Annotated in this window: 10 protein-coding genes; 1 reads left to right on the top strand and 9 read right to left on the bottom strand. The window is 70.6% G+C overall.

What is annotated here, in order from left to right; translation table 11 throughout:
• Nucleotides 1–9: 9 nt before the first annotated feature.
• Genes ACGFNU_RS27010 through ACGFNU_RS26995 form a run of 4 tightly spaced genes read right to left on the bottom strand, consistent with a single transcriptional unit; the run spans nucleotide 10 to nucleotide 3,476 of the window.
• Complete coding sequence (locus ACGFNU_RS27010; RefSeq protein WP_392597921.1) at nucleotides 10–690, bottom strand: HAD family hydrolase; 681 nt, start codon at nucleotides 688–690, stop codon at nucleotides 10–12.
• On the bottom strand, nucleotides 687–2,033 hold the full coding sequence (locus tag ACGFNU_RS27005) for a 2-phospho-L-lactate transferase CofD family protein (protein WP_392597919.1): 1,347 nt from the start codon (nucleotides 2,031–2,033) through the stop codon (nucleotides 687–689). The genes ACGFNU_RS27010 and ACGFNU_RS27005 overlap by 4 nt, the downstream gene beginning before the upstream one ends.
• Nucleotides 2,030–2,791 carry a glycosyltransferase family 2 protein gene (locus ACGFNU_RS27000; RefSeq protein ID WP_392597917.1) on the bottom strand — a complete coding sequence of 254 codons (762 nt, stop codon included), beginning with the start codon at nucleotides 2,789–2,791 and terminating at the stop codon, nucleotides 2,030–2,032. The genes ACGFNU_RS27005 and ACGFNU_RS27000 overlap by 4 nt, the downstream gene beginning before the upstream one ends.
• Entirely contained in the window at nucleotides 2,778–3,476 is a 699-nt protein-coding gene (locus tag ACGFNU_RS26995) for a hypothetical protein (RefSeq protein WP_392597915.1), read from the bottom strand. Before ACGFNU_RS26995 ends, ACGFNU_RS27000 begins: the two co-directional genes overlap by 14 nt.
• A gap of 317 nt (nucleotides 3,477–3,793) precedes the next feature.
• Between ACGFNU_RS26995 and ACGFNU_RS26990 the strand changes: the two genes are divergently transcribed.
• Nucleotides 3,794–5,179, top strand: coding sequence for an endo-1,4-beta-xylanase (locus tag ACGFNU_RS26990; protein ID WP_392597913.1), 1,386 nt, complete (start codon nucleotides 3,794–3,796; stop codon nucleotides 5,177–5,179).
• Nucleotides 5,180–5,262: 83 nt separating this feature from the next.
• On the opposite strand, the gene ACGFNU_RS26985 is transcribed toward ACGFNU_RS26990, so the two are convergent.
• The 5 genes from ACGFNU_RS26985 to ACGFNU_RS26965 form a co-directional block, all read right to left on the bottom strand.
• Nucleotides 5,263–6,279 (bottom strand): LacI family DNA-binding transcriptional regulator, encoded by a 1,017-nt coding sequence (locus tag ACGFNU_RS26985; RefSeq protein WP_392597912.1) that lies wholly within the window; start codon nucleotides 6,277–6,279, stop codon nucleotides 5,263–5,265.
• A gap of 48 nt (nucleotides 6,280–6,327) precedes the next feature.
• Nucleotides 6,328–7,764 (bottom strand): GH1 family beta-glucosidase, encoded by a 1,437-nt coding sequence (locus tag ACGFNU_RS26980; RefSeq protein ID WP_392597910.1) that lies wholly within the window; start codon nucleotides 7,762–7,764, stop codon nucleotides 6,328–6,330.
• A complete protein-coding gene (locus ACGFNU_RS26975) occupies nucleotides 7,761–8,669 on the bottom strand; it encodes a carbohydrate ABC transporter permease (RefSeq protein WP_392597909.1) in 909 nt (302 codons plus the stop codon). The genes ACGFNU_RS26980 and ACGFNU_RS26975 overlap by 4 nt, the downstream gene beginning before the upstream one ends.
• Nucleotides 8,666–9,649: a carbohydrate ABC transporter permease gene (locus tag ACGFNU_RS26970; protein WP_392597907.1), complete on the bottom strand. Its 984-nt coding sequence runs from the start codon at nucleotides 9,647–9,649 to the stop codon at nucleotides 8,666–8,668. The genes ACGFNU_RS26975 and ACGFNU_RS26970 overlap by 4 nt, the downstream gene beginning before the upstream one ends.
• Nucleotides 9,650–9,962: 313 nt before the next feature.
• Entirely contained in the window at nucleotides 9,963–11,264 is a 1,302-nt protein-coding gene (locus tag ACGFNU_RS26965; protein ID WP_392597905.1) for an extracellular solute-binding protein, read from the bottom strand.
• Between the last annotated feature and the right edge of the window lie 11 nt (nucleotides 11,265–11,275).

Below are 11,275 nucleotides of genomic sequence, written 5' to 3'. Positions count from 1 at the left end.
CAGCCCGCGTCACAGCTGACCACCCCCTGGAGCGGGGACCGGCGCGTCGAGCAGGGCCACGAGGCTGGTCAGGCCATCGACCGGCACCGCCCCGGGGGCCGGGGACGCCGCGTGCACCTGGAGCGTCAGCAGCCCGGCGCCCACCGCCGCCGCGACCCCCGCCGCGGAGTCCTCGACGGCGACGGCGTCGGCCGGGTCGGGGGACCACCGGCGGCAGGCCTCCCGGTAGCAGCCCGGGTCGGGTTTGCCCACCGGGACGTCGTCCGCGGTGAGGACGCCACGGAAGAATCCGTCCAGGGCGGAGGCGGCCAGGACGCGCTCGACCGATCCGCGGCTGCCGCTGGTGACCAGGTAGGTCGCGTGGCCCCGCACCGTCAGGCGGGTCAGCAGCCGCCGGGCGCCGGGAAGCAACCGCACCCGGCCCGCGTCGACGTGCTCGCGATAGAGCGCCTGCTTGCGCCGGACGAGGCGGCCGGCCACCTTGGGGCCGGCGCCGAGTGCCGCGATCACGTCCGCCGTGCTCGCACCGGTGAAGGCGTCGTACCGGAACGAGGCGAGCAGCGCGGGCGCCAGCTCCGCGAGCGCGGCGCGAAAGGCCGCTTCGTGCACGGGGGCGGAGTCCACGAGCGTCCCGTCGAGATCGCAGAACCAGACGCGCCGCCCGGCGATCTCCCTGTCGCGCGCGCTCATCCGGCGGCCGCCAGCGCCACCTCGCACGGCACGGCGGGGTGCCCCGCGAGCCTGGCGAGGATGGCCGTCACACGATGCCCGCAGTGCGTGCCCGGCCGTTCGGGGTCCTCCAGATCGGCGATGATCCACCTCGCCCCGGCGAAGGTGCCGCCGTCGGCGAGTCCCGGCGGCGCCGGAACGCCCGGCCGCGATGTGCCGTCGCGGTGGCAGAGGACATGGGTGATGGTTCCCCGCTCGTTGAGCGGGTCGCCGAGGTAGGCCAGCGTGAGATCGACGAGCCCGGCGGCGCTCAGCCCCTGGACGTCATGATCTTCCCGGAGGTTGACGACGAAGACCTTGGCCGCGGCCCGGCCGGTCTCGATCGCGTCCGCCACGCCGGGCGTGAGATAGCTGGGGCACAACGACGAGTGCGGGGTGCCCGGACCGTACACGATGAGGTCGGCCTCCCGGATCGCCGCCAGCGCCTCGGGGTTCGGCGACACCGCGGCCGCGCGGCCCGCCAGGGTTCGCCGGATCCGCTCGGCCGGACGCCCCTCCAGCTCGGCGCGGTCCCGCGCGGTCATCGGCTCCCGGAGCAGGAAGAGATCGGTGACGGCGCTGCAATCCTGCGGCGCGACCAGGTCGGCCTCGTCGGCGAGCAGCCGCCCGTTCTCCTTGAGCGCGGCCAGGTAGGCGTTCTCACCGCTGGTCACGTTGAGAAGGCGGGCCGGCGTCCGGAACGTCCGGGCGCAGGCGCGCACAGCGGCGTTGAAGTCCCCGCCGGAACGCAGGTGGGCGCCGGCGAAGACGAGGTTGCCGAGCGCGCAGTCGCCGAGGTCGAGCCCGCCGGGGTCCTGGTCGAGCCGGTGGCGGAAGGCCGCCAGATCCGCGGCGATCGCCGCGCGGGCCCGCCGCGGCAGAGCGGCGAATGCCTCCAGCCCGGCGGACGCCTCCAGTCCGATGGACGCCTTCACCTCAGTGGACGCCTCCGTCCCGGCGAACGCCGCCAGGCCCGCGCGCTCAGGGGGAACGCGTCCGGAGTCGGCCAGCGCGTCGACGAGACGGCTGAGATCGCCGGCCGTGGTCCCGGGTGGCAGGCGATGCTCCAGGACGGCGAGGAGGGCGGCCTGTCCGGGGTCGGCGGCGTCGAGGTGGAGGGCCAGGTTCTTGCGGAAGTCCGACGGCCCCAGCATCCCGGGCAGATAGCGGCGGAGCGCGCCCGTCGACAGCCCGTTGTCGTATCCGTTGATCAGCAGGGTCAGCCCGGCACCCGGTGTGCGCAGCAGCCGGCGCGCGATGTGCGCTCCGCCGCGGCCGCCGTTGAACATGGCGACGTCGAACCGGCCGGGGCGCCGCGCGCTCACCGCTTCACCTCCGTCCCGGCCGACGAGGCGCGCAGGACGCCCCGGCGGACCAGCCAGTGGTGATAGCCGAGATAGGCCACGACCAGGGCACGGTCGCGGGCCCCGCGCCAGAACCGCCACCCGCGGCTGCCCCCGCCGCGTTCCCGGTGCTCGATCGGGAGCTCCACCCAGGTGTGCCCGAGCTCGGTCACCCGGGCGGTGATCTCCGTCGAGCAGTTCATCCCGGTCGACTCCAGGGGCAGCGACCGGAACAGCGGGCCGTGCACCACCTTGAACACCGAGTTGAAGTCGCGGTAGCGGGTGCGGTGCAGGAGGTTGCTCACCGCGCCGCTGGCGGCCGAGCCCCAGCGGTAGGCGAGCCCGTCCGCCTTCCTGATCCGCGCGCCGGAGAGGGCGACCCCGTCCCCGGCCGCGATACGCTCGATGAATCCGTCGAGGTTGGCGATCGGGAACTGGCCGTCGGAGTCCAGCAGCACCACCCAGTCCAGCCGGGTGTGCGCGATCGCCTCGGCGATGGCGGCGCCCGCGCCGCGGTTGCGGTCGAGCCCGACGACGACGAGTTCGGGGCAGGGCAGCGCGTCGAGGATGGCGCGCGTGGCGTCGGTGCTGCCGTCGTCGCACACGACGATCTCGAAGGCGCCGACCGCCGGGTTCCGCTCCAGGTAGTCCCGCCACTCGGTCACCGCGGCCGCGATGTTCGCCGCCTCGTTGTAGGCGGGCGCGGCCACCGAGATCCCGATGGCCTCAGCGGTCGTCACCACGCGCCACCCCCGCGCCGAGCAGGCGGCCGATCCAGCGGTCGAGGGGAAGCAGGTTGACCCCCACGATCACCGGGACGTGCGCCAGTGCGAACAGGATCGTCGCGCCGAACGAGATCGGCCCGCCGGTGAACAGGTTGATGTGCGGGGCGTCGATGACGCCGGGCCGGTCGACCGGATTGATCGTGTACCACATGAGGTCGAGGAAGCCGGAGAACACGATGAGGATGCCGGTGGCCATGATCTTCAGGCAGCGGCCCGGCGAGCCGCCGCCGAGCCGGTAGGCCGCCGCGACCGTGAGCACGAGACCCGGGTAGAGCAGCAGGTAGAGATGGGTGTAGAAGGCGTCGGACCGCTCCCGCCCGGTGTCGCCGTAGTAGAACCAGCTGATCCGCGGGATCAGGTAGCCGGTGAAGAAGACGAACGGCACGTACAGCAGCCAGTAGAGCTTTCGCGACGCCCACGGGAAGAGGGCGATCGCGCAGCACAGGCAGGCGAACGCGATCAGCTTGACCGCCAGCTCCCAGACCGCGTCGATCTCCCGCCGGTGCGACGTCCCCTGCCAGACGAAGGCGGCACCGCCCACCCCCACGGCGAGGGCGATCCACCAGAGATGCGGGGCCCAGCGACGTGTCCCGTTCCGGACCACGTCATCGGCCGGCCCCTCGACCATTAACCTCGACACCCCGTCCTCCACTTTCGCTGATGGCAATTGCGTGGGAGCGCTCCCACCCGCGGGGAAGGCGCTACGAGGTGCGGGATATGGGAGCGCTCCCAAACAGCCTGGAGAGCCTTCCCTTTTCCTGTCAAGACGTAAGACACAATGGTTATGGCGGGGGCTCGGCAAGGGGGTCTGCCGCGGGAAGGCCTCCGGCGAAGATCAGATTTTCGGACCTGTTCGGGCCTTCCCAGTGCCTGCGGGACGGGTTATCGTCGAGGTGATGTGGGAGCGCTCCCATATCTGGGGCCGGTAGGCATTTCCACGCGCAGAAAGGCAGTTCGATGCTCCCGCCCCGTCCGTCTCAACCCCTGCTCGCACTCGTTTTCGCGCTAGCCCTCCTGGTGGCCCTCGTCGTCCCGCCCGCGCAGGCCGCCGAACCGACGCTGGGCGAACTCGCCGCGGCCAAAGGCCGCTACTTCGGCTCGGCCACCGACAATCCCGAGCTGACCGACGCGCCCTATGTCGCGATCCTGGGAAGCGAATTCAATTCGATCACTCCCGGCAACTCGATGAAATGGGACGCGACCGAACCGCAGCGAGGACAGTTCTCCTTCGCACGCGGAGATGAGGTCGTCGCTCTCGCTCAGAGGAATTCCCAGCGCGTGCGCGGGCACACGCTCGTCTGGCACAGCCAGCTGCCGGGCTGGGTGTCGAACGGAGGCTTTCCCGCCACCGAACTGCGCTCCATCCTGCAGAACCACGTCACGACCGTGGCCACCCACTTCAAGGGCAAGCTCGCGCACTGGGACGTGGTGAACGAGCCGTTCAACGAGGACGGCACGTTCCGCGACTCCGTCTTCTACCGCACGCTCGGCCAGAGCTACATCGCCGACGCGCTGCGCGCCGCCCGCGCGGCCGACCCCGCCGCCAAGCTCTACATCAACGACTACAACACCGACGGGCTCGGCGCGAAGAGCGACGGCATGTACAACCTGGTGAAGTCGCTCAAGGCGCAGGGCGTGCCCATCGACGGCGTTGGATTCCAGGGGCATCTGGCGCTGCAGTACGGCTTCCCGTACAAGATGCAGGAGAACCTGCGGCGCTTCGCCGACCTCGGCGTGGACGTGGCCATCACCGAGCTGGACATCCGCATGAACCTGCCTGCGGACGCCACCAAACTCGCTACCCAGGCCACCTGGTACTCCGACGTCACCAAGGCGTGCCTGGCGGTCTCCCGCTGCGTCGGGATCACGATCTGGGACTACACCGACAAGTACTCCTGGATCCCGAGCGTCTTCCCCGGGGAGGGCGCCGCGCTGCCGTACGACGAGAACCTCAGGCCCAAGCCCGCGTACAACGCGCTCCGCACGGCCCTCGGAGGCACCCCCGGCGACCCCGGCCCCACCGCCGCCTGCGCGGTCGCCTACAAGGTGGAGAGCCAGTGGAACGCGGGCTTCACCGCCGCGGTCACCGTCACCAACCGCGGAACCACGCCGATCAACGGCTGGCGCCTCACGTTCGCCTTCCCCGGTGACCAGAAGGTCACCCAGGGCTGGAACGCCGGATGGTCGCAGACCGGACGGGACGTGACGGCCGCCAACGCCTCCTGGAACGGCACGCTCGCCGCCGGGGCCTCGGCCTCGATCGGCTTCAACGCCTCGTACACCGGGACGAACGCGGCGCCCGCCACGTTCGCCCTCAACGGCACGGCCTGCCGCGCAAGCTGACCGGCTTGCCCCCGCCCGGCCCGGTCCGATCGGGCCGGGCGCGCCGGTGCTCCGCGAACGCGGCGTGATCGAGCCAGTCGCGATCAGGCCGAGTCGCGGAGCACCAGGTGCGTCTCCAGGATGACGACGGGGGCGGCGACCTGCTCGCCCTGGATGCGGGAGATCAGCAGCCGGGCCATCTGCCGGCCCATCTCCTCGTTCGACTGGTGGACGCTGGTGAGCGGCGGGTCGGCCAGCGGCGCGCGGGCCGAGTCTTCGAAGCCGATGACCGCGACGTCCTCGGGGATGCGGCGGCCGACCTTGTGCAGGACGTGCATCGCGCCGAGCGCCATCGGGTCGTCCGCCGCGAAGATCGCGTCGAGCCCGGGCTCCAGGGCCAGCAGTTCCTCGGTCGCGGTGCCGCCGCTCGCCTCGCCGAAGTCGCCGTACGCGATCAGCTCGGGCAGCCCGGCCGCGGCGACCGCGTCGCGGTAGCCCGCGAGCCGGTCGATGCCCACGCCCATGTCCTGCGGGCCGGCCACCGTCGCGATCCGCCGGCGGCCCTGCTCGACGAGGTACTCGACGGCCTGCCGCGCGCCGTTGCGGTTGTCGACGTCCACGTAGCTGACGGGGGAGAGCCCGGGCGGGCAGCCGCCGAGCACGGTCGGCACGCCGCCCGCCTCCAGCTTGGCGGGCAGCGGGTCGTCGCCGTGCAGCGAGGTCAGCAGCACCCCGTCGACGTGCTGCCCGGTCAGGTAGTGCTCCAGCCGGGCGTACTCGTCGGGCGACTGCGCCAGCGCGAGGAGCATCTGCAGCCCGGTGGCGTTCAGCTCGGAACTGATCCCCCGGATGATCCCCGCGAAGAACGGCTCATCGAACAGCCGCTGCTCGGACTCGGCCACGACCAGCGCCACCGTGTCGGTGCGCCGGGTGACCAGCGTCCGGGCGGCCCGGTTCGGCACGTACCCCAGCTCGTCGATCGCCTGGAGCACCGCCTCGCGGGCCTGCTCGCTCACCCGCGGCGACCCGTTGATGACGCGCGAGACGGTGCCCCGCCCGACCCCGGCCCGGGCCGCCACTTCCTCCAGGGTGGGGCGCGCCTGCGCGCGCCGCACCGTCATCGGACCTTCATCGGCTCAGTCCGCCCCCTTCTCGTCAGCGGCGTCTCGTCAGCGGCGGACGGGCAGTCCGCCCTGCCGGATCACCGCCGCGTACCAGCGCGCGCTCTCCTTGGGCACCCGCCGCTGCGTGGCGTAGTCGACGTGGACCAGGCCGAAACGCTTGGAGTAGCCCCATGACCACTCGAAATTATCCAGCAACGACCACGTGAAGTAGCCGCGCAAGGGTACGCCATCGCTGATGGCCGTGTGGCAGGCCCGCAGATGCGCGTCGAGATAGGCCACGCGCTCGTGGTCGTTGATCGTGTCGTCGCCGTTCAGGGTCTCGTCGTAGCCGGCCCCGTTCTCGGTGATGTAGAGGTCGACCCGCGGGTACTCGGTGTGCAGCCGGGTCAGGATCTCGTGCAGGCCGCTCTCGTCGATCTCCCAGCCCATCCCGGTGACCGGCCGCCCGCCGTCGACGAACCGCACGAAGTCGCTGCCGACCCAGGGGGAGTGGGAGGAGAACGGGGACGACACCGCCTGCGTCGCCTCGCCCGGCAACCCCGAGACGGTGAACCGCGAGTAGTAGTTGACGCCGAGCTGGTCGATCGGCTGGTTGATCGTGGCCAGGTCGCCGTCCTTGATGGCGACGTCGAAGCCGAGGCCCTCCAGGTCCGTCAGCACGTCCGCCGGGTAGGCGCCGCGCAGGAGCGGGTCGAGGAAGAACCGGTTCTGCATCCCGTCGATGCGGCGGGCGGCGTCCAGGTCGGCGTTGACGGGGCTCGCCGGGGAGATCGCGTAGAGGTTGACCGCGGCGCCGAAACGGTTGTCGGGGCGCCGCGAGCGCATCGCCTCGACGGCGAGGCCGTGCCCGAGCATCATGTGGTGCGCGGCGTGCAGCGAGGCGGCCGGTTCGAGCCGGCCGGGCGCGTGCTCGCCCGAGGCGTATCCGAGGAACGCGGCGCACCACGGCTCGTTGATCGTCGTCCAGTGCCGGACGCGGTCGCCGAGGGCGTCGTGCACGAGCGTCGCGTAGTCGGCGAAGCGGTGCGCGGTGTCGCGTTCCGGCCAGCCGCCGGCGTCCTCGAGCGTCTGGGGCAGGTCCCAGTGGTAGAGCGTCGGCCACGGCTCGATGCCCGCGCCGAGGAGCTCGTCCACCAGGCGCCGGTAGAAGTCGAGGCCGCGCAGGTTGGCGGGCCCGGAACCGTACGGCTGGATCCGCGACCACGAGACCGAGAAGCGGTACGCGCGCAGGCCCATGTCGGCCATCAGCGCGACGTCCTCGCGGAACCGGTGGTAATGGTCGACGGCCACGTCGCCGGTGTCGCCGCCGAGCACCTTGCCGGGCGTCCGGGCGAAGGTGTCCCAGACCGACGGCCCGCGCCCGTCCTCGGCGGCCGCGCCCTCGATCTGGTACGCGGCGGTGGCGGCGCCCCAGCGGAAGTCCGCGGGGAACGGGTGCTGGCCGGAAGGCTGCTGGCCGGAAGACCGCTGTAGGGATGTCACGCCTTGATCGCACCTTCCATGATGCCGCCGATGATCTGGCGGCCGAACACGACGAACACGACCAGCAGCGGGAGGATCGCGATGGTCGTCCCGGCGAACATGAGCGTGTAGTCCTTGAAATAGGCGTTGGCCAGGTTGTTGATGGACAACTGCACGGTGGGGTTGTCGGGCGTCAGCACCGCCAGCGGCCACATGAACTCGTTCCACGTCTGCATGAACGTGAAGAGCCCGAGCACGCCGGCCGCCGGGCGCAGCGCGGGCAGCACGACGCGCCAGTAGATGCCGAACGTGGTGCAGCCGTCGACGCGGGCCGCCTCGATGAGCTCGTCGGGCACCGCCTGGTCGGCGTACTGCCGCATCATGAACACGCCGAACCCGGTGACCAGGAACGGGATGATGACGGCCTGCAGCTTGTTCTGCCAGCCCAGCTCCACCATGATCATGTAGAGCGGCACGATGCCCATCTGGACGGGGATCATCATCGTCGCGATGATCGTCAGCAGCAGGCCGTTCTTGCCGCGGAAGCGCAGCTTGGCGAACGCGAACCCGGCCAGCGAGGCGAAGAACACCGTGGAGATCGTGACCGCGCCGGACGCGATGAACGAGTTGATCAGGCCCTTGGCGAAGTAGACGTCCTCGGTGCCGAACAGGCGGCTCACGTTGTCGCCGAGCTTCCCGCCCGGCAGGACCGGCGGCGGCACGTCCGAGACGACGTCGTTCGTGCGCGTCGCCACGACGATCATCCAGTAGATCGGGAAGATCGACAGCGCCAGCGCCACGATCAGCGTGAGATAGGTCAGCGGGCTGGCGTCCCAGAGCCCGCGCATCCGCCGGGCCGGCCCGCGCTTGCCCGGCCCGCGCCGGGACGGCCCGCGCTGGCGGCGGGCCGGCGAGAGCGTGGTCATTTCGTGCCTCCGGTGCGCCGCACGAACACGAAGTTGAGCAGCGAGAAGATGATGATGAGCAGGAAGAGGGCCCAGGCCACGGTCGCGCCGTAGCCGTACCGGTCATGGCCGAACGCGTTGTCGAACATGTACATCGTCACGGTCTGGAACTGGTGCACCGGGCCGCCGTCCATGCGGTTCGGGGTGCCCACGCTGAACAGCACCGGCTCGGTGAACAGCTGCAGCCCGCCGATGGTCGAGATGATCACCGTGAAGATGATCGTCGGCCGCAGCATCGGCACCGTGATCTGCCAGAACTGCCGGATCCGGGAGGCCCCGTCGATCGCCGCCGCCTCGTACAGGTCCTTGGGGATCGCCTGCATCGCGGCCAGGTAGATCAGCGCGTTGTAGCCGATCCAGCGCCAGTTGACCATCGCCGAGATCGCCACCCACGACCAGCCGCGGCTCGCCTGCCAGTCGATGGCACTGATGCCGATGAGGTCCAGGCCCCAGTTGACGAAGCCGTAGTCACGGTCGAAGAGCTGGGTGAACACGATCGCGACGGCCGCGGTGGAGGTGATGAGCGGCGCGACCATGCCGATGCGGAACAGCGTGGGAGACCGCATCCGCCGGTTGAGCGCGTTGGCGAGGAAGAGGGCCAGCAGCAGCTGCGGGACGGTCGCCAGGAAGAAGATGCCGATCGTGTTGACGACAGCGTGCCAGAAGTCCTCGTCCCCGAGGAGATAGCTGTAGTTCTCCAGGCCGACCCACTTGCGCGTACCGGAGGCCAGCCCCCAGTCGTGCAGGGAGACCCAGAGCGTGTAGGCGAGAGGGAACGCGCCGAACACCAGGAACACCAGGTAGAACGGCGAGATGAAGAGATAGGGGGAGGCCTTCAGATCGAACCGGGCGAGGCGGGCCCGCCAGGTGCGGCGCGGGGCCTCCGGCTCCGCGGCCTTCGGCGGGCCGCCGTTCCGGGTGGGGCGAAGGTCCACGCTCATGCGGCCTCCTTTCGACGGTGGGGGCGATGGTGGTGCCGGATCGTCCTGGAATCGCGGCACCACCACCGCGGCTGAGAACAAACGGAGCTCGAAGCCGAGCGGCTGGAGCTGCGCGGCCCGGGCTCACACGGCTGGGAACCGCACGGCCCGGAGCTGCACGGCCCGGGACCGCTTGGCCCCGGAACCGCACGGCTCGAAGCTGACCGGCTTGAAGCTGGCCGACTCTGAGCCGACCGCCTCGAAGCTGACTGCCTCTGAACTGACCGGCTTGAAGCTGACCGGCTCTGAGCCGTACGGGCGGGCGGGCTCGGAACTACCGGGCGGCCTTCTTGGCGGCGTCGACCGCCTTGGCCCAGGCCTCTTCGGGCTTGACCTTGCCCTGGCCCACCGCGATCAGGACGTTCTCGACCGCCGCGCGCACGTCCTCGTTCTTGGGCGCGAGGTAGACCGGCTTCACCTGGGCGGCCATGTCACCGAAGATCTTGCCGACCGGGGCGTCACCGAAGTAGGTGCTCTTGGCGCCGGACACCGTCGGGTCCTGCGCGGCCTGCGGCGACGAGGGGAAGACGTTCTTGTCCTTGTACGCGGCCGTCTGTCCCTGCGGGTTGGTCAGGAACTTGACGAGGTCGGCGGCCTCCTTGGCGTGCTTGGTCTGCTTGGGCACCGCCAGCCACGAGCCGCCCCAGTAGCCGCTGCCGCCCGGCACCGCCGCGACGTCCCACTTGCCCTTGCCGAAGCCGGCGGAGAACTCCTCGATGCCGCCGAGCATCCAGGACGGGCACGGGATCGTGGCGAACGTGTCGCGCTTCAGCGCGGTCTGCCACGGCGGGGTGAAGATCGACATGTCCGAGGTCATCTTCGCCTGCTCGAACTTCAGCGACGTGTCGAACGCGGTCTTGATGGCCGGGTTGGTGTCGAACACCAGGTTGTTGCTCTTGTCGAAGAAGCTGTAGCCCGGTCCCGCGCCGGCGTTCTGCAGCACGGTGGTACGGAAGATCGCCGTGGGCCCGTCGAGCCACTTGGTCCCCGAGGCCTTGCCGGTGAACTTCTGCCCGGTCTGGAAGTAGGCGTCCCACGTCGGCCAGAGCTTGGAGACCGCGTCCCGCTCCGTCGGGAGGCCCGCCTTCTTGAACAGGTCCTTCCGGTAGCACATGCCGAGCGGCCCGATGTCGGTGCCGAGGCCGACGAGCTGCTGGCCGTCCGGGCTGATGCCCATCTGCCACTTCCACGGCAGGAAGTTGTTCTGGAGCTCCCGGCCGCCGTAGTCGTACAGGTTGACGAACTTGCCCTTCTGCTGCATGTAGAGCGGCAGGATGCCCTCTTCGAGCGCGACCACGTCGCCGGCGCCGCTGTTGGTCGCGATCCACTGCTGGAGCCGCGGCTTGTAGTTGTCGAGCGTGTCGACCTTGCGCTGCTTGATCTTGACGTTCGGGTGTGCCGCCTCGTACTGCTTGTAGAGCTGGTCGTAACCGAACTCGCCGAAGATGTCGACGGTCAGCTCGATGTTGCCGCCCGACTTCTCGCCGCCGTCATCGTCACCGCCGCAGCCGGCCGCCGCTGTCGTCAGCAGCCCGGCCAGCACGGCGGCGATCCCTGTTGTCAGCCCGCGTCTCATGACCGGACCCC

Origin of the sequence: Spirillospora sp. NPDC048911 (genome assembly GCF_043198015.1) — a bacterium.
In the GTDB taxonomy this organism is placed as follows: Bacteria; Actinomycetota; Actinomycetes; order Streptosporangiales; family Streptosporangiaceae; genus Spirillospora.
This window is presented reverse-complemented; position numbering and strand designations above follow the sequence as displayed.